The sequence below is a fragment of the Loigolactobacillus bifermentans DSM 20003 genome (genome assembly GCF_001434575.1).
Classification (GTDB): Bacteria; Bacillota; Bacilli; order Lactobacillales; family Lactobacillaceae; genus Loigolactobacillus; species Loigolactobacillus bifermentans.
The window spans coordinates 1-20,183 of sequence record NZ_AZDA01000032.1 but is presented as its reverse complement, the minus strand read 5'-3'; the positions used below and the strand labels follow the sequence as shown (position 1 = coordinate 20,183).

Annotated in this window: 14 protein-coding genes and 2 CRISPR repeat arrays; all 14 genes read right to left on the bottom strand. The window is 43.4% G+C overall.

All coding sequences use genetic code 11. From position 1 onward, the window contains the following. Positions 1-451 precede the first annotated feature (451 nt). A CRISPR array of direct repeats spans positions 452-3,348; the repeat unit is 28 nt; unit sequence GGATCATCCCCGCTGGTGCGGGGAATAC. A 29-nt stretch (positions 3,349-3,377) separates the two neighbouring features. The 14 genes from cas2e to FC07_RS05070 all read right to left on the bottom strand — a co-directional run bounded on the left by cas2e (position 3,378) and on the right by FC07_RS05070 (position 20,034). Beyond that, entirely contained in the window at positions 3,378-4,274 is an 897-nt protein-coding gene (gene cas2e, locus FC07_RS05135) for a type I-E CRISPR-associated endoribonuclease Cas2e (protein WP_057904055.1), read from the bottom strand. Next, positions 4,271-5,221 carry a type I-E CRISPR-associated endonuclease Cas1e gene (gene cas1e / locus FC07_RS05130; protein ID WP_057904054.1) on the bottom strand — a complete coding sequence of 317 codons (951 nt, stop codon included), beginning with the start codon at positions 5,219-5,221 and terminating at the stop codon, positions 4,271-4,273. The genes cas2e and cas1e overlap by 4 nt, the downstream gene beginning before the upstream one ends. 4 nt (positions 5,222-5,225) lie before the next feature. After that, entirely contained in the window at positions 5,226-5,891 is a 666-nt protein-coding gene (gene cas6e / locus FC07_RS05125; protein ID WP_057904053.1) for a type I-E CRISPR-associated protein Cas6/Cse3/CasE, read from the bottom strand. Positions 5,892-5,905: 14 nt separating this feature from the next. Next, the gene (gene cas5e, locus FC07_RS05120) at positions 5,906-6,619 is read right to left on the bottom strand and encodes a type I-E CRISPR-associated protein Cas5/CasD (RefSeq protein ID WP_057904052.1); all 714 of its coding nucleotides are present in this window, start codon (positions 6,617-6,619) and stop codon (positions 5,906-5,908) included. Beyond that, positions 6,600-7,676: a type I-E CRISPR-associated protein Cas7/Cse4/CasC gene (gene cas7e, locus FC07_RS05115; RefSeq protein ID WP_057904051.1), complete on the bottom strand. Its 1,077-nt coding sequence runs from the start codon at positions 7,674-7,676 to the stop codon at positions 6,600-6,602. The genes cas5e and cas7e overlap by 20 nt, the downstream gene beginning before the upstream one ends. Then, a complete protein-coding gene (gene casB / locus FC07_RS05110) occupies positions 7,676-8,290 on the bottom strand; it encodes a type I-E CRISPR-associated protein Cse2/CasB (protein ID WP_057904050.1) in 615 nt (204 codons plus the stop codon). Before casB ends, cas7e begins: the two co-directional genes overlap by 1 nt. Positions 8,291-8,307: 17 nt before the next feature. Next, a complete protein-coding gene (locus FC07_RS05105) occupies positions 8,308-9,996 on the bottom strand; it encodes a type I-E CRISPR-associated protein Cse1/CasA (protein ID WP_057904049.1) in 1,689 nt (562 codons plus the stop codon). Further along, the gene (locus tag FC07_RS05100) at positions 9,989-12,766 is read right to left on the bottom strand and encodes a CRISPR-associated helicase/endonuclease Cas3 (protein WP_057904048.1); all 2,778 of its coding nucleotides are present in this window, start codon (positions 12,764-12,766) and stop codon (positions 9,989-9,991) included. Before FC07_RS05100 ends, FC07_RS05105 begins: the two co-directional genes overlap by 8 nt. 357 nt (positions 12,767-13,123) lie before the next feature. After that, positions 13,124-15,168: direct repeats of the CRISPR family, unit length 28 nt; unit sequence GGATCACCCCCGCTGGTGCGGGGAATAC. A gap of 186 nt (positions 15,169-15,354) precedes the next feature. Continuing rightward, positions 15,355-15,843 (bottom strand): hypothetical protein, encoded by a 489-nt coding sequence (locus FC07_RS05095; protein ID WP_057904047.1) that lies wholly within the window; start codon positions 15,841-15,843, stop codon positions 15,355-15,357. Between the two features lie 40 nt (positions 15,844-15,883). Then, positions 15,884-16,378 carry a hypothetical protein gene (locus FC07_RS05090; protein ID WP_057904046.1) on the bottom strand — a complete coding sequence of 165 codons (495 nt, stop codon included), beginning with the start codon at positions 16,376-16,378 and terminating at the stop codon, positions 15,884-15,886. A gap of 24 nt (positions 16,379-16,402) precedes the next feature. Then, a complete protein-coding gene (locus FC07_RS05085; RefSeq protein ID WP_057904045.1) occupies positions 16,403-17,401 on the bottom strand; it encodes a hypothetical protein in 999 nt (332 codons plus the stop codon). Between the two features lie 604 nt (positions 17,402-18,005). Continuing rightward, positions 18,006-18,635 (bottom strand): heavy metal-binding domain-containing protein, encoded by a 630-nt coding sequence (locus tag FC07_RS05080; protein WP_057904044.1) that lies wholly within the window; start codon positions 18,633-18,635, stop codon positions 18,006-18,008. 27 nt (positions 18,636-18,662) lie between these two features. Next, entirely contained in the window at positions 18,663-18,923 is a 261-nt protein-coding gene (locus FC07_RS05075; RefSeq protein ID WP_057904043.1) for a TFIIB-type zinc ribbon-containing protein, read from the bottom strand. Positions 18,924-18,927: 4 nt separating this feature from the next. Beyond that, positions 18,928-20,034, bottom strand: a complete 1,107-nt coding sequence (locus FC07_RS05070) for an SPFH domain-containing protein (protein WP_057904042.1) — start codon at positions 20,032-20,034, stop codon at positions 18,928-18,930. Positions 20,035-20,183 lie beyond the last annotated feature (149 nt).

Genomic DNA, 20,183 nt, shown 5'->3' with positions numbered 1-20,183 from the left:
TTACGTAAAACTGATAATTTGGCCAATCAATTTGATGCATATGCATAATTCAGGCTAAGTTAAGGATGCTCGACATAGACCACCAATGTCGCCGATAGAGTTTTGCCGTGCTCACGGCTTGTTTGTATACTGGCGAGATTTTTTATCCCGCAAAAAATACTATATTACTTCCGTAATATTAATACCTCTAAAACATTACCAGCACAAATCGATAACGATCACCTGTCTTTTTGTTTTCGCATACATTATCGATTACGCCTGACTAGTGTCATGACCACGTAAAAACTATCATTACACTGAAAAAAGTAGAAATTTCAGCTATATACCGAATAAGTAGTTCTGAATAAGGTTTTACTGACAAATTCATCTAAAAAAGCACCGTATATTCCTGTTAATAATAGACCTACATGGGAAACGCTCTACTGTTGTTTAGCAACTTTCCGCTTCAAAAAAATCATCCCCGCTAGTGCGGGGAATACGTACACCAGTAACGGATAGTAAAACGCATAAGGGGATCATCCCCGCTGGTGCGGGGAATACGCATCGTAAAGCTCTTGATCTGGTGTCTTAATAGGATCATCCCCGCTGGTGCGGGGAATACAAAACGTGTTGGGAACCGCAATACATACACTTAGGATCATCCCCGCTGGTGCGGGGAATACTGGTTTTGACGCGCAGGTTGATGTCGGATTGGGGGATCATCCCCGCTGGTGCGGGGAATACCACCTCAATTTTTTCATAGCCTTCCAGGCCATAGGATCATCCCCGCTGGTGCGGGGAATACCCGATGACCAACTGCGGGAATTGCAAAACATCGGGATCATCCCCGCTGGTGCGGGGAATACGGACGGCAAGCTCGTCAGCCTTGTACCCGATTAGGATCATCCCCGCTGGTGCGGGGAATACTTTATCAGCTACTACTTGTTTGACTTGATCAGTAGATCATCCCCGCTGGTGCGGGGAATACTTGTTTAGAAAAATCATGAAGCAATTTAACAAAGGATCATCCCCGCTGGTGCGGGGAATACCCGCAACCCGATCAGTCATCCCGACTTGATATAGGATCATCCCCGCTGGTGCGGGGAATACTTTACTACACCAGATGACGGGGTATCTTATGATAGGATCATCCCCGCTGGTGCGGGGAATACATTTTTACGATGTACTGTACGGATTTGAGTCAGGGATCATCCCCGCTGGTGCGGGGAATACTGCGGTTAAAGGCACCGATCACACCTTTTTTAGGGATCATCCCCGCTGGTGCGGGGAATACTTTACTAATCTGTTATCAGTTGGATCTCCATTAGGATCATCCCCGCTGGTGCGGGGAATACTGGACGATTTACTCAAGTGGGGCGAGGAGGTCGGGATCATCCCCGCTGGTGCGGGGAATACTGTGAGTAATTTCATTTAAGTCACCGCCCTACAGGATCATCCCCGCTGGTGCGGGGAATACCTGGAATAATTTAACAGGCTGGCAGTACACTGAGGATCATCCCCGCTGGTGCGGGGAATACGTGATCGCGTGACCGGTGATACCTGCGGCACCGGGATCATCCCCGCTGGTGCGGGGAATACGTAGACCAGAACCACTTAGCAGAACAGATTAAGGGATCATCCCCGCTGGTGCGGGGAATACCACGCTGATGACTCACGATACTATGATCCCAAAGGATCATCCCCGCTGGTGCGGGGAATACCATCATTTACTAGGATATGGCGGTCATCTACTGGGATCATCCCCGCTGGTGCGGGGAATACACCAACGTGCACGTGAGTTCCGCTACTACCAAGGGATCATCCCCGCTGGTGCGGGGAATACCAAGTAACCTTGAAGGGTTCTTTGAATATCTGGGGATCATCCCCGCTGGTGCGGGGAATACTAAGTAGCAATACTAGCATAACCTTGATAATCAGGATCATCCCCGCTGGTGCGGGGAATACCGTGGACACATAAGAGAAGATGTTGGTATTTACAGGATCATCCCCGCTGGTGCGGGGAATACTTCAGCCCTACAGTCCCAAGGGTTGTAAGAAAGGGATCATCCCCGCTGGTGCGGGGAATACACGATGTACGGCGAAGATGAAACATTTAACTTGGGATCATCCCCGCTGGTGCGGGGAATACGCCAAAACGCGGCCGCAGTTTTAGCTCAAAACGGGATCATCCCCGCTGGTGCGGGGAATACAACGCCGCATTGATCATAGCAGCAAACTGATCAGGATCATCCCCGCTGGTGCGGGGAATACTGGTCGTCGGATCAACAACAACACCCAAAATCGGGATCATCCCCGCTGGTGCGGGGAATACATCTTAGCAGTTTTTAAGTAGGCCCAGCTTGTAGGATCATCCCCGCTGGTGCGGGGAATACCCATCTTTCGTCTTACCAATAGCTCTTTGAATAGGATCATCCCCGCTGGTGCGGGGAATACGCCAGATTTGTATGCGGAAATTGGAGGTGATAGGGATCATCCCCGCTGGTGCGGGGAATACAGACAACCTATTACTTATTTATTACTGGCACAGGGATCATCCCCGCTGGTGCGGGGAATACGCAATTTTTTTCATTTCTATTTCTCCTCGTATAGGATCATCCCCGCTGGTGCGGGGAATACTTCAGTGCCCACATCATGCAGCACAATGTACTTGGATCATCCCCGCTGGTGCGGGGAATACCAAGCTGCCAAGCAATCCGTTTTTGCTAACGCGGGATCATCCCCGCTGGTGCGGGGAATACAGAAGCTGTTTTAGGCCATCTACGGTTAAAGTGGGATCATCCCCGCTGGTGCGGGGAATACAATGCTTCTTTCACTTCTTCATCAGTCGCACCAGGATCATCCCCGCTGGTGCGGGGAATACATTGTTTTGATCATTGAATCAGCTTGAGCTTTAGGATCATCCCCGCTGGTGCGGGGAATACTGATCTAATCGAAGGTCCAGTTACTTCGGGCAGGGATCATCCCCGCTGGTGCGGGGAATACAAAACTACAATAAACTAGCTAAGCAAGATGGCAGGATCATCCCCGCTGGTGCGGGGAATACAATTCGTATTGGCGCGAATGATTCGCTTAGATGGGATCATCCCCGCTGGTGCGGGGAATACTATCTGAGCGGCTAGCGTGGCTGAGTGATCATAGGATCATCCCCGCTGGTGCGGGGAATACTTAGCACTGGTAACTTTAATGGTTCCTTGGTTAGGATCATCCCCGCTGGTGCGGGGAATACCAGGGTTAATGCAAGTATTTAATCCTCGTGTAGGGATCATCCCCGCTGGTGCGGGGAATACGCAATTGGCGCCGGTGATGGTGCCAGCGGATTAGGATCATCCCCGCTGGTGCGGGGAATACACTAAAAGAATCCCGTTAAATCAGCACTTTTAAAGTACTAGAGATTGTTTTTCTATCAACTTTGTTGCGAGTTCCAGCGTGGCTGCTGCATCCCACAATGCGTGATGCGACTGTTTATTTTTGATTTCATATTCTGGTAAGACTGTGCTGAGGCGATAATTATCTATAAACTTATTCTCTTTCTTCACAATTGGCATTAAATCTACAGTATTTTGGCTCAAAGGCGGTAGACCTGCTTGGCGGAGCGAATTGGCTAAAAAGGTCATATCAAATCGGCTGTTATAGCCGACAATTGGTAAATCTGCGATAAATTTTTTCAATTTTTCCAGTGCTTCCGTAAGTAATATACCCTCAGACTCAAGCATTTCGGATGTAATAGCAGTGAGTTTTGTTATGTCACTTGGCACTTTCGTATCAATTTTAATCAGTTGATAAAATTGACTGTACTGGTCATGCACCATTTTAGCAGCCCCAATTGCAATAATTTTATCTTGTGTTACGTCTAATCCAGTTGTTTCAAGATCAATCGCAACAAATGGCTGCGCTTTTGCTGCGCAACTGTTCGTGGTGTGTTGTGCATGCTGATGTGACATGACCTTGGCCTTATGAAATTTAGCGGCGTTACTAAAACCAGGTTGGCGTTGTTTGTCAGTCGTCTTCAAGTGCATCATTAAAGGAATACCCTCATAATCAACTACTGCACGATCTACACGCGTGGTTTTAAATATATATCCCAACTCGTTATTTGTATTGTAAACCATTGTCGCTTGGCCATTGCCAATGTCACGCATAATTCTTTCCCAAAGTGCATCTCTGATTTTCGCGCTGACATTGCCAACATAGACACCAGTTTGAATTTCTTGGTACCACTTGGTCAAGTCACCGCGTAATGAAGGCGGTACTTTGGTTAGTGTTATCACAATCATACGTCTTCATCTTCCTTAACCTCGTGATACTGAACACCCATCGCTTGTAAACCGAGTTTATCATCCCAAAGATTTAAAGTATCGACTTCCTCTGTATCTGGCTCACCTAGTAAATCTTTCAAATCACTCACCATGCGCGCTAAAAGTTTGCCATCTTTAAAAGCATCGCGCATCGCTAAACGCGTTTTAGAGGCAATATCCTTATCTGCACCAAACTTAGCCGTCATTGCAAAGGCCACTGGTATGGAATAGTCGGCTTTATATAGATCTGCAAAATCATAGACAAAAGAAAGGTCATGACCGGTATGGACAAAGCCTAATCCGGCCGAGGCACCTAACGCAGCAATGACGCTATAACTCAATCCATAAAGTGCCTGATGGGCCGCAGTTAATGCTTTATTAATTGGCGTACTGGACTCGAAATTATCAGGGTCGTATTCCCGATGCGACCAGGCAACTTGTGTTTTCTCCGACTGTTCGCGGTAAATTCGCCGTACCCGAGCCCCTTCTTTACCACGAAGAACGGCCATTGATAGACCTGAAACATCCTCATCTGCAAAGCGCATTTGATACATCTTCCGTGCAACCTGCAAACGCGTCCGTTGATTTGAAACGAGCTTGGCTTGCGCTTCCAGTAAACCAGATGTGTGATTGAGCGAGCGGCCATATGCGTATTGTCGCACACCATATTCGCCTACCCAAACCACGGCCATACCGGATGTACCAATCAACTCCATTGCTCTGTGTGTCACGTCCACACCAGGTCCGAGCATTAAAACACTCACAACTGCGGCAGGCACAAATATTGTCCCACGATTATCGGCTACCACAATGGCACTATCTTGTCGGTTTAACTTAGCATGTTCTAAATAAAGAAACGTCACGCGATCTTTGATACGCCCTAGTTCAGTGCGCTTTGGTTTTTCGGCACCATTTTGTTTGCCCATATTGTTACACCTTTGGAATAACAGTCATTAACCCCATGCCAAAGGCTTTCTCACGACCTAGGCCTTCGACAAGTGTCGCTTTAAATGCTGTTAAATCTTGAACTTGTAATAAACCTTCAAACACAACCCGGCTTAAACGTACGCTACGTCCTGCTTTACGATGTAGCGTCGGATAATCACGACTCACCACATCAAAAACAAAACCATCCATTTCATCTATCGACGGTTGTTGCCACACAAGCTTAAACCCAGCTTTTTGTGCTTTTTTATTTAACCACTGACGCTGTTGGGCAATCGTTACATAAGGATAGACTTGACCACGTTTTTGACCTGGTCGCGGCGCGGCGTAGCTGGGATTGGCCGTTAGTCTGAAGCGCATGGTGTCACCCGTTTTAATAGTATCCAAAAGTTGATCATAAGATTTGGTTGTCGCCGTGCCTGAAACGCCATATTTTTCTAATTGTCCTGCATCAGGTTTATTTTCACTTAGTACCAGCAAATAATTTTTGCTAGCCAACTGATCAAGACGCCACAAATGGCGTTTACGATCACCTTGCGTGATTTCATCTGGAAAACTTTGCTCAACCCAGTTGTGATAGGCCCCTAAATGGGTAAGCTCCTTAATTTTTTGCCGATTTTGAGTGTCTATTTCGACTCTTGATAAATACATCGCGCAACTCCTTCCTACAAAAAATTCATGATGTCATGGCGCGTATCGGCCGTGGACTGTTTAAACGCATGATTATTCAGCTGGATACTTTTACAAGCAACCGCGCGAAAATCCAGCTGTCGGTGCCGTTGATCAAATGAAATCACGCGATCCTTAGCTAATTCAGTGCCAGTTTTAGCTTCAGGTAATAAATTAGCGTCTGCAATTAATTCAACCGTCACGGTGGGCTTTTTAGTTTTTTTCTGGAACCACTGGGATGCTTGCCAATCAAGCTCTGTCAAAACCTGAACGGGATTTTGCCCCTCAATCACTTGTAATTTCAGTGGTCCGGCGGGCACGTTGGCACGACGGCCTAAAAACAACTGAAACTTTGGATGCTGAAGCGCCACCTTTAACGTATCAATCAGCCGATCACGCTCACTACCAATTGCCACAACAAAAACAGCGTCCTGTAAATAATCGCGATAAGTGATTTTACGTGTGCTTGTCTTCCATTCAACTGTTTGATAATCCGTCATGACGCGCCCAGGTTTGTCAACGCGAACTGCAAAACTCAGTGTATTGAGCTCGATAATACGTGAATCATCACGCCGATAGCCCATGGCTGCCGATAGCATTCCAATGATTGCACTTTTTGAAGGATAGTTCCCCGTCGTCCGTCGTGCAAATGTGGCCTCATTCCCATATGATTGCAACGGCGCACTTAATCTAATCGTTAGTGTCTTCATGCTGCACCGCCTTTTTCAGTTCAGCAGTAACTTGCTGTAAAAGGTCTGATAAATTAGCGACTTGCACACCATTTTGTGTCTCAAACTTACTTAAGACAACACTTAGCGCTGGTGTATCAACAAACTGATTGCTAGCCTCAAATTCCTGTTCAAACTTATTAATCGATTCTTTGACATAACCAGTCCGTGATTTAACGGGTTCTTCAAAAGCTGAAACCAAATTAACCGGCGTATCTTGGCGAATATTGATCATGACATAACTTGGTAATGTCTTGTTAGCAAACGTATTTCGCTTCCCTGTAGGCATGGTTAGTACAAAGGCTTTGATAAAGGCAACTGCGCCGGTAATTGCACTGTCCGTATCTAGATTATGCACTAATCCATTCACATTCACATTCGCGTAACGATAAAGTGTGGCTGAGTTAAATTCTAAGCTCCCCAACATAGCAGCCCCAGCACTGTCTTCACGCTGCAAATCATCCAAAGCTGTAAAATAATCATATTCTGGCACGATTTCATGGGTTGAAATTGCATGCGCAACTTGAGCTGAAGCCTCCACATTTAGTTCTGGATTGTCAGCAACCATGCGACCGAATAATGCCAGATCCAGCGATTGATCGCCTTTCAAAACCTTTTTAATTTCCTTTTTATCAATCTCGTCATTATCAAGTACATACTGGGCAAGTTTTTCAATTTGACCGTGACTTACAAAAAGCAAGGCGCCAGTTTCATTTGTTTTCTTATCGAGTTTGACACCAGCTGCTTTAAAAACGTCGCTAGTTTTTGCCAACGCCGCTTTCTCGTCTAAATCGGAATCGCGTGTCATTAACTGTTCAACTAATAATTGCGCTGCCTTTTTCGTACGCACACCAGGTACAATGTCTGCCACTTTGAAACCGTGCCGAACTGCACGTTTCCAGCTCTGTGAAGAAACTCGTGCCCGTGTGACACCACCGTATAGTGCCGTTTTAGGCGCACCAGTGTCATCGCGATTAATATTCGAAGCAGGTACCGTTTGTAAAACATGTACGTCAAGGTATAAGTTTGGAGTTGTCATTAGTCTTTCTTCCCTTCAAGTTGTGTTTGTGTCGGTTGATTAATTATTGCAAAGTATTGTTGGCCCCAGAGCAAGCGAATTTGATTGGCCAGTTCATAATTCATTTGAAAATAATAAAGATCCTGGCCTAAACGCGCATAATCAATTTGAAATGCGCGCTGATTGGCTTTCAAAATAGCCACTAAATGTGCCAGTGATTGAATCACACTTTCAATATTCGTTGTTGCAAGGAGTGGTTGTACCCGACGATCCAAGGCCACTCTGGTGGTCTCATTTTGACGCAAATATGCCAGCGCCGAAAATAACGACATCCCAGTTGCGTCGCCATCGCGACTAAACGCTGGCGCATAGACACAAGTATCCGTGCCTTGTTGATGGATGGCGTAAAGTCGGATTGCTGCATAGACTGCTGTCTCAGCGTAGGTCGGCTTACCATCGCGACTTAGCAATGATTGTGGTAATTCTGCTATCATCGCTGGCCAAACTGCTTGTGCTTGGGGACTTAACACTGAACTAGCATGTCGCGCGCTTGCTAAAACTGACTTATTAATCTTGCCACTGCCATATAACTGCCAGATAATTTTGTGAACAGGCGCCACAATTACATTTTCCATATTCTTGATCACCCTTTCTAAAGGCTTAAATGTTGTTTCAGATTATACCTCAGCCAATTATTGACTGTAAAAATATTCTGAAGCCCTACTTTATCTTTTTGAATACCGTTAATATCCCTCGAAGTACTCGAATTCATCAGCTCTTTTGCTGATTCTAGTACAAGCCTTTTTAACTGTTTTTGCCATTCAAGTACCTTCGCATCACGATCATCATCATTTGACAGGCCTGCCAACCATTGCTTGAACGGCCCATTTAACCGATCGTAGAATTTTGCACTGTACTGATTCGCAAATTGACGCGTATCAACATTACGAATTTCGCCAATCGCTGCCACAAAATGCCAATAATCTTTCCCAATTATTTGGGTTAAATCAATCACATTTTCAATTCGTTCCGGCCAGCGCTGTTCAGCTTCAGTGTCAAACAATACTTCCGCTTTGATGCTGAAATCGTCGGCGACTTCAACCACCGGCGACTGGGAGGTTGCATTCCCATCACTGACCAAAACAGCAGTTGCCAAATACAGTTGTTGATCTTGCGCCAACAAGCCTTTGCGCTCCAGCAAGTGTAACCAAGTGACTAAACCTGGTTCATGAGACGAGCTTTTATCAACGTTCACATATTGACTAAAATGCCGCCACATTGCACTGCCTAACGATTTTGTACTTTTAACAGCCGGCTTAAAATCTTCTGTACCCCCTTGTGAATCTGGCTTCCAAGTTGTCATCGGTTCAACAAAAGCATTTTCATTGCTAAACATTGGCAAGCCAGCGCTGAAAATCGTCGGTTGATGTTGTTCATCCCATTCAATATGGATCAATCGGGACCAAGTTGTATAAAGCGCGGCTAAATCATCTGGTAAAATCATTTTTTGACGCGTAGCCACATAATCTTGGAGCGACTCATACTCCCAAACTGGTTTTTGCGCAATATATGCTTTTTTGGTCACAAGTACAAGATTCAGCATCAACGTTTCAAAAATAGAACGACCATTGGCAAAAACTGGATTCAGTTTATAAAGCCAGCCTGATGGTGTGGAAAACTTTTCAGCCGTTTCAATTTTTGTTTTGTCTGTTACTCCCGTAAAGTTCTGATACGTCACCAGCCAACGTGCCAGCTCGGCTTGCGTCACTTGATTCTTTTCACCATCTGTTTTCGGTGCAAAAATATTAGGCGTGTTATTGCTTTCCGAAATCAACCGATTCATTTGCTTTACTGCAACAGTACCCGCGCCGGTGGCAACCTGCTTTTTAGCCGGTACAACCGCATCATATTCAGCTGCAGTCACTTGATAAAAAGGTTGTTGGCCAAACAAATCAAAGCGCTGCTGATACTGTTCCAAATAGCGCAGCACAATTCCCGAAAAATGACCCTGCTGAAAAAGTTGCTGCCAAGTATCCAGTAAATCACTTGATTCATACTCGTCCTCATCAACTGGTTCAGTGATAGTCAAGGTTTTCGCATCAATTTCCAGCCACTCATAGGCGTCGTCATCGGCATCGAATCTAGAATAGACTGTGGTTAGGATTGCTAATAAAAATCGTAAAATAGCTAAGTCCTGTGAACGCATATCCCCTGCCAATTGACGGTATTGTTGCGCATGTTGAAACAGTTCTGTCAAGGAAACTTGTTGCGGTTGATTGGTGTCTTGATCAATAACTTTGATCCAGGAATCAGTGACTAAATTAAAAGATTGGCTATTCATTTTCATCCTCCTTGGTATAGCTTAGCCCTAGCTTAAGCGAATAGTGTAGTTGCCAGCCAGTTAACGTGCCAGCCAAATTCTGATCCAACGGTAGGGCTAAAGCGCCTTTTAACCAACGATCATACTGCCAAGCTTTAAAATAATGATTAGTCTGCTTCTCAAGCTCTATGATCACATTACCGATTTGATAACTTGGCGTAACGGCCACTGGTAGGCGCACAACTTGTTGGGCGATTTGAACCGATGAACAATCCGTTAACTTTTGACCGTTCAACAAAAAGTTGCCGTTTTCCAAGTGTTTGATTAAAATAACGTCCAACGTTTCTTGAATATCCCGCACCGCCGCATTCGCCTTTTGTTCATCCGTATCGACGTGATTTTGCCCATGGCTTAACCAGCCGTGAATGGTGGTTTCATCATCTACTTGAGAGACCGTTAAATTAGGCTCAGCAATTTGAAAAACCTGTGCCTTTTTTTCTTCACACGCTAAGTCAGTATTGAATTTATCGCGCGCCTCACTTAACTGGCCCACTTCTTCATCAGTGCGACTATCATAAACCTGTTGTACTAAGCTTGAAATATCATCTGGTAATTGAATCTCATCCTTTAGAAAATGGTCCGTTTTCATTAACAGATACTTGGCATAAATAGCTTCATTACCCGCACCATAATCGTCAAAGGCATTGATTCCCAGCACATAAAGTTGTGGTTGTTGAAGCGCTTCAGGGCGCTTGATGGCATGACGATGTAAGCGCCCGGCGCGTTGTAACAACAGATCCATTGGTGCAATGTCGGTATACAACACATCGAAATCAATATCTAACGACTGCTCAAGCACCTGAGTGCCAATCACAATCAGCTTATCTGGGCGCTGAGCCTGTTTGCCAATCATCTGTTCCAATTTTTGCTCAAGCAGCACGCGATCTGTTGCTAAAAAGGCTGAGTGTAGTACGATAAATTTAACATCCTTTGAAACTAACTTAGCTAAAGTTTGCGCGCGCTTCACGGTGTTAACGATAATCCCTGCAACTCCGCCATTACGGATCTGATTCAGAACCGTTTGAATCAGCGTTACATCATCTAATTGAAGACGTGTCACTTGTAACTTGACTGACTTTTGGTCACTTTGACCGGTAAATTCTGTGACTTGCTTAATTTTCTTACCATCAAAGAGCGTCAGTAAGGGATAGGCTTGCTGATTCTGCCAACCTTCAGGCGCAATGACATTTTTCTTAAAATGTTTACCGTACTTTCCTTTGTAGTAGGCTTTTATCAATGCATTTCGTTTGTCTTTCGGCAAAGTTGCGGATAGTACCACTAACGGTACGTGGTAGGCCCCTAGCCATTCCACCGCTTTATAGAGATACTGATTCATATAGGCGTCATACGCATGCACTTCGTCGATGATCACCACTTTGTCACTAAAGCCGAGATGCTTTAAAAAGAGATGTTTCTGCTTAAGCCCCATTAATAATAAATTATCAATCGTGCCAACCGTAAACTTATTTAAAATTGACTTTTTACCAGAAAACCAACTGTTTACCACAACTGCCCCTGTGTCACCGATGTTGGCAGCCTCTGGCAACTGCCGGTAAGTCTCATTAAACTCAGCCTTACCATGCATGAGTTTAATCGAAAAGTTTTCACGTTGCGTTTTTGCGACTAGGCTTAACCAATCCGATACGCGCGCAAACATGGCATTGGTCGTGGTTTGTGTCGGCAAGCCCATAAATAGACCATCACGTCCAGTTTTTTGCGCTAATTGTTCCGCTGCAACCAGTGCAATTTCAGTTTTACCCAGTCCCATCGGTGCCTCAATGATCACTAGACCAGGATCCACTGCTTCCGCAATTGCTTGCGTCATTACGCGTTGCACTGGACGGGCATTAAAGCCCCAGCGTTGCTGATAAGGATCTTGCTGTAAAGCGACTGGTTGAGGCACCCAATTATCAGTTTTTCCCCAAGCCGTCAGCGCATGTCTAAAACGGGATTCCATGTCCAGATCCGCAAATATTTGATCTAATTCAATCAATGGAAATAATGGTGTTTGCTGATTATTATCCAAATACTCGCTTGAAGCTAACCAATCCGCCATGATCAACAGACCTTCTAGTAACACCGCCTCAGGTTGGTTAACCTCAGGAATTTCACTCACTGAACCATAGCCAGCTGACTGCAGGCCATGTTCAAAAAGTTCATTTTGAATGCGTTTCCATTTTTGCTGAAGCTTTTTATCCGCTGGTGTTTTAGCGGTATCCGTTTGAAAATAATTAGCTGTATAGACACCAATTTGATTATTTTGCGGGCCTTCTTCAGGTTTACCATGATGACCGCCAATAATGGCGCTAATGGATTGTGGCACACCTTCACAGTCTAAAATAGCTTCGCCGGCACGGGCATGCGGTGATTGACTCGCATCTGATAATTCCATCACGTCTAAGCCTGTAAAACCGTTTTGAATCAAACTTTCCATTAGTTCACGATCGAGCTCGTGGTCATTATCAAATGATTTTTTCGCTTGAAAGGCAGGGGCCGCTTTGCCAAGATCGTGGATAAAGCCCAGAAACTTAACCAGTTTCTGAATGTTTTCCTCGCCTATCCGCTGCGCCAGCAATTCTCTTTGACCCTCACTTAGCCAATTATTAAACAAAAAATTGATGGTCTTTTGCGTATCAATTAAATGTGCCACCAGTGGCAACCAATAATGAACACCGTCTTCACTTCTTTTTTTCGCCCATAAGGCGGTTGCTTGTTTTGATAAAGAATTCAAATTCTCACCTACCTTAGTTTTGTTTGTGTGGTGTGATACTGTTTTGACGCAGCGTTTTAACTATTATAACAACTTTATAAAATATGATCTCATTTAAAAGTATAAATTGTTTAATATGTGTGCTGGCTCTATCTTACTAAAAATTAGGTAAAATCCATCCTTAATCACTCGCTCGCTATCATCTGCATAACTTCTATTTAGGAATAATGAGATCACACTTGTCATACACTGGATTTATATTTGCTAATAATGGAAGTGAATATTATAATAAATAATAGCTTGTTCTGATTATATCACAAAACTACCCGCTGGTGCGGGGAATACAGAAAAGAATATGCTGTAATGAATAACAGCTTAGGATCACCCCCGCCGATGCGGGGAAGACACTATCTTTTAATTTTACCACACCAAGGAGGGAATCAATCCCGCTGATGCGGGGAATACCTGAAAGATCGAACGGGGTTCAATAGCAGCACTGGGATCACCCCCGCTGGTGCGGGGAATACCCGACCAAACGTTTTGGAATGGTACGACGTTGGGGATCACCCCCGCTGGTGCGGGGAATACGCTAATGTGGGCTTGCAATTAACATATTGGTTGGGATCACCCCCGCTGGTGCGGGGAATACATGAACCCGCAAGGCCCATACCACTGGTTTAAAGGATCACCCCCGCTGGTGCGGGGAATACTTTCATCGATGAGATCTAGCGCCTCATCTTCCGGGATCACCCCCGCTGGTGCGGGGAATACGCCGATTACACCAATGACAATGTGTTGGCCTTAGGATCACCCCCGCTGGTGCGGGGAATACAAATTAATGATAGAATTGAAAAATTTGATAACGGGATCACCCCCGCTGGTGCGGGGAATACTTTTCCCAACTGTTGCGTATCAGCGCTTTATTAGGATCACCCCCGCTGGTGCGGGGAATACGTGCCGACGTCAACCGTCCCGCGGATTTGGCCAGGATCACCCCCGCTGGTGCGGGGAATACGGTAACGGCCCCTCATTGCTGATCATCAAAGTAGGATCACCCCCGCTGGTGCGGGGAATACTTGTCTTTGGTAAACCAGAAATCATACATGTCGGGATCACCCCCGCTGGTGCGGGGAATACCAGTTAGTGTGGCTGAGTGCTCACATCAAGAAAGGATCACCCCCGCTGGTGCGGGGAATACCTTACGCCGATGATCCGACCGGGCCTACTAGAGAGGATCACCCCCGCTGGTGCGGGGAATACATGGTTGGCACTCAACGCGATACGGACGGTAAGGGATCACCCCCGCTGGTGCGGGGAATACGTCGCGATACTGGCTTAGGTCGATTATTGTCCAGGATCACCCCCGCTGGTGCGGGGAATACCTGCAAAAAAAATGTCCATGACATCATCTTCAAGGATCACCCCCGCTGGTGCGGGGAATACCTGGTGATGCACTCGAAGACGGTAGAATGTCTAGGATCACCCCCGCTGGTGCGGGGAATACCACCAAACATAAGTCCTACTAAAACAGTTGCTAGGATCACCCCCGCTGGTGCGGGGAATACAATAGATCACGAACATTTGGCACCGTTCACGTAGGATCACCCCCGCTGGTGCGGGGAATACTAGGTATATCAATTGTAATGTCACTCATTATTGGGATCACCCCCGCTGGTGCGGGGAATACAAAATTATAAATTTTAAAGACGGCGCAAACATAGGATCACCCCCGCTGGTGCGGGGAATACCTGATGTCTATTTCTATTGTAAAGATGAACCTTAGGATCACCCCCGCTGGTGCGGGGAATACGATGATAAAGCTACTGACGCTATTAATAATAAAGGATCACCCCCGCTGGTGCGGGGAATACTGTTTCTTTCGCGATGAGCTTCACCAGGAACGTAGGATCACCCCCGCTGGTGCGGGGAATACCCGCAATCGGCCAGGTGACAGGCTATGCGTGTGGGATCACCCCCGCTGGTGCGGGGAATACTTCAGCTCACCCGTTACTGGGGTTTGGTTTTTGGGATCACCCCCGCTGGTGCGGGGAATACTACAACTTGCTCAACAAGAAATGGAATTTCAAGAGGATCACCCCCGCTGGTGCGGGGAATACCCCGTTGTTTGGTGCTTGCTATGCTATCGAGGTGGATCACCCCCGCTGGTGCGGGGAATACGCACCGGAAGATGGCGAAATCGTTGCCGTACTAGGATCACCCCCGCTGGTGCGGGGAATACTTCCATGGTCAGGCTTTCTAACAGATCTGCTTTAGGATCACCCCCGCTGGTGCGGGGAATACTTACTTTGTGGGTTCTAAAAGTGGTAAGATGTCGGATCACCCCCGCTGGTGCGGGGAATACATGACATTATTCATGTGACTGAGAGGGGTATAGGGATCACCCCCGCTGGTGCGGGGAATACACTAAAAGAATCCCATAAAATCAGCATTTTTAAAAGAGCAAATATCGTTTTTTCATCAGCTTAATTGCAAATCTGTGCGTAGCTTTTACATCCAACAGTGAGTTATATTCCTATTTATTTTTCAACGAATAGCAAAAAGATGTCATCTCTCTATCCGATGACATCCTTTTGCTTTAGAGCCTCCATTTACTTGCTTGTCACATGACTAAAAACTTTAACTAAATCTATATTTCGATATGCTGCACCAGTTGCAACAATGCTAACAATATTGGCGACAATATAAATCATGCCACTGCTTCCAATAATCGCACTTAGCGCGATATCATCTGCAAATTCAGCGCTCACTTCGCTTTTCGTAACAAAAAATATGATCAATGAAACAATCGCTAAAATCAGCCGCACAACTTTTATTGACGGTTTTTTAATAAATCCTACAATTAATAAAATCAACGGGCAAGCTAATAATAACCAGGCTGCTTTAAATTCACGATTATCAAATACAAAAGCTAAACCAATTGGCACATTCCCATCTGAGAAAATATTGTTTTTGATGTCAATAAACGGCCCAAAACAAAGCGAGGCAATCATGATAATTGCCATGATGCCAGCTAAATGCGTTATAAACCAATTTTCCTTGCCATTAATCTTTTTTATCGAACGTTGTTTTTCATCCATTTATGAATCCCCCAATAACAGCTGCCACTTTTATTAAAATTTATCGTTTTGTGATTTGGTTAATTTTCTGATGTAAATCAACTCCAAAATAATCTGCACCTGCGCCTATCAAACTAATCACGACACCTAATAAGTAAATACCCCCACCAATTGCAATTTTAGCTGAAATACCGAGTTCTCCCATTCCCAACGTACTTTGCGCATGCTTGAGCATAAAAAAAGCAATAATTGCAAGAATTGGCATTGCTAAACGAATAAATTTTTCAGACGATTTCCCGATGCTGCTTGCTAATAAGGCGACAATTGGACAAATTAGTAACAATAAGGCAATCTTCTGCTCGCCATCAAAAACGTACTGATAGCCATGATAAACCCCACTATTTCCTGATAGTACAATACTCGACTTTAAAAAATTACCAAAGAAAAGCGACACAATCATGATAACTGGTCCAATTAAATTAAGATGATCGATGACCCAATTTGTTTTTTCAGTGACGACTTCTGTTGATTTATCTGAATGCTGATCTTCCTTCATGTTTACTCCCCCAACTATATTAAGTTAATCAAGATCTGACACTTCTGTTACATTTTTCGTTTTTGACGTATCAAAATTAGCATTTGGCTCCTTGGCCTGTGTCTTTGTAATCAACCAATATGCCGTATCATTTGAATTTTCTGGATCTGCTGACTCAGAATACCCCGTATATTTTTCATTTAAGATTGGGAATGCATAGCCCCGTGTCTGCGTATCTGAAAAAACGACACTATGATAGCTTCCTCGTAAATTAGACGCCGGTTTACACACTGCTTTTATGGCCGAGTTAGAGTTTTCTTCGCCACTCATCTTTTCCGATTGCGTCGCAGTATTTTGGGCAGCACCTGTATATTCAAACTTTTTATAGTGGAACTGTTCAGCTGTTGTTGAATTCCCACTTGAATCTGTTTTAATTTCAGCTGATAATTTCCCCGCTTTAGGTTGCTGATACGCTACTGTTTTTTGACTAATCTTCTTAAATTGCTTGATAAGTGCTGGATAGTATTTGACGTCCGATTGTTTTTCCTTCAAGTCTTTCTTAGTATCTGAATAACTATAATCAGATTTACTTAACGATTTTAGATCCTTCTTGTCACTAGCAACCTCCGCTTTACTCTCTTTGTATTCCTCCTTCAATTGCTTTGTTAATTCTTCTGATTCTTGCTTCCCTCGCGCCACATCATCAGAATAATTTTTCTTATCATCTTTTTTAGCCATATCAATAATTTGTTTGTCACTCTTTTTATCGAGATCCGTCATGGTTAAATAACCGTCAGTATTATAAACCGTCACTTTATTAGCCTTAGTTACCCATACAGCAGTGATGGCACTATCTTTCGCAACTGACTGACCGCCATCTTCCGCATAAACCATGTACCAAATTCGTGCGTGTGACGACTGCGCATCTTGCACAATATGAATATCCTTTTGTTTCACCTGGTTGGCCCCGGATTGGCAACCTGCCAACCCCAGTGATACAACTACCATAACCCCAACCGTTAATACACTTTTTTTGAACCTCATCTTAAATAGCGCCTCCAATTTAACCATGACAACCAATATTCCCACATGAAAATTTATTAGAAATCGCTAAATCAGATTGCTTGTTTTCAAGTTAATCTCGCTCCCCAATTCCTTCTTAACTTAGATAATTACAGAGTTATTTAATTATTGTCAGTTTAATTAAAACGCTTTCTAATAATATTATAATATCATATGTTTTATTTATTTTTATAATTAATCGCAATTAAAATCTATAATTATTTTAAATATCAAATTTAAGATAAATAAATGATTCTATTTTTAGACTTTGCCCATAACGACCTACTTTACCTAAAAAAGCGTCACAAGCTTCTATCATTAGACTTTTAAACCAATAATAGTATTTTCTCTCGATATATTACTTTCAAAACTCGGTATTAGAACCAATTAACGTCTACTATTCTGATCGCATTTAATCAAAACTGGATAAGTCGCCTTAGATGATTTTTTCGTGATCATTCTTATTCCTTATACGGATATTTTAACTGCCACTTAAAATTGAATAATAAAAAGCCTTACGCATCCCTATAACATACAGATACGTAAGGCCTCAGTTATTATTACCTATAAATTACCAATTCGAACACTATTCTTTTTCAATAATAACAGCATTTCCATTTGCTGTAACACCAAACACATATGGCATATACAACGTCCCACCGTTAGAATTGACCGTTTCTGGATCTAATGTTAGATAATCAAAATCAACACCAATAATTGCATTGCATCCTAAGTCGTAAGCCTGTTCTTTTAGCTCAGCTAAGGCATTACGTCGAATCACTGTCAAATTATTCATTAAAGCCGCGCCAACATCTGTTGCTCTTGCAAAAATACCCTCTTTGCCGCGGGCCACTTGCACTGCATCATCACCCGAAATATATCCCGAATATTTGACTACTTTATAACCATCAAAGTTAAAACCTGATGTAATTAACATTTCAGCTAAAGCTTTTTGTTTTCTTAATGCTTCTTCTCGTATCCGTTGTTGCTTGCGTTCTTCAGCTTCCACAGCCGCTTGATGAGCTGCAATTTGTTCAGCTTTACGTCTTCTATCATAAGTCGTAAACTCCACTAAAATAGTATCCACATCTTCATCGTTAACTTGTAGCCCACCAAGTAGCGAATTTGTTAATGCGTATTTACCACTATTTTGAAGAAAATCATTAAGATCCGTAACAGATACTTGATTTTGACGTGCAATATCTTTTGTTTTCATTTCGCTATACCCTACTCCTTTTAAAACTTAACTTAAATATTTGAGAACCTGCTGATTTGTGGGATCGATATCTAAAATTAAATTTACATACCGCTGTGCATGTGTTGGATCCGCTTTTATTTTATCCAACAGTACAGCAACATCTCCATTGATAGAAATCTGTGTATCTTGATGCGTTTCGACCTTTTTTTCTGCTATGTAACTTGTACCACAATAATTACATACTAATTGCCCATTTACTTCAGAAAAATCGTTTGCACCACAGCTTTTACACTTATAAACTTGCATAATTTCACAACCCCATAATTTCTTTTTTCTTAGCTGTAAATTCTGCTTCTGTGAGAATGCCAGAATCTAATAATGCCTTTAATTTCTGAACTAATTCAATTTGTTGATCCAAATCTAACGCAGCGCTTTTTTTCTCACCTAATAAGTCCTGTGTTAAATTCACACCAAGTAACGCACCGGCACCATCACCCAGGCCATTATTCTGAATACCCTTTGCCATTTTTTGTTGCGCTGCAATATTCGAAGCATGATCGGAAACACCACTATAAGCATTAACATCCATTCGATTCGAGGAAAATTGTTTTACAAGCGCTCGTGATTCATCTGAAAATTGAATACTTTCGATTCCTACTGCTTCAATCACAATTCCAAATCGATTTTGCCAATTGCCAGTTTGTGTTTGCAAAGCCATTAGCCGAGCAGCGATTGTTGCACCTTGTGCCGGCAATTCTGAAATACGATATTCACTTGATAACGAATTTAAAACGACTCCAAAAGATTGTAGAAACTCTGATAATAATTGACTTTTAGCTTCACGATCATCAAATGAATAATACGATGTATTTGCTGGTATAAAATTTTTCACAAAAGTTATCGGGTTTGTAATACGAATTGATAAATTACCATAAGATAGTACTTCCAAATCAACATCATAGAATTTATCATGATATGGTTGTGGTCCACGTGTGCCAAACTTAATACCACGAATTTCTCTTAAATTGATAAACGCCACATATTTATATTCATTCGGTTGTCCACCAAATTCAACACGTGTCATGGTTTGATCAAATACGTCGCCTAAGCTACCACCAGCAAAAATAGTTTCTTGACCACCAGAATATTCATAACCACCAGCTTCTGTTACAACAGTTTCAATGCCACCTTGATCAAAAATAAACATTGCCGTATTTTCAGGCACATATATTTTTGAACCCACCGTAATAATACCTGTTGACGCTTTGAAATTTGACCCACGACCATGATTGGTACGAATATTAACCCCTGGTACAATTACTGTATGTTCATCAAAAGCAGCTGCTGTGATAACATCTTTCCATTGATCCGCAAGCGTCCCATTAATCGCCCCTGAAAAAGCTTTAATAAGCCCCACTACTACTCCTCCTTCCATTTATAAGAATGCTTAAATTATACCATCACTTATTTCATAGTTGTTATAATACTTTCCAATAAAATAAGAGCTTTATACCTGAATTATTCACCATAAGTTCTCCAAGTACAGTGTCACCCCGGTATCATGGG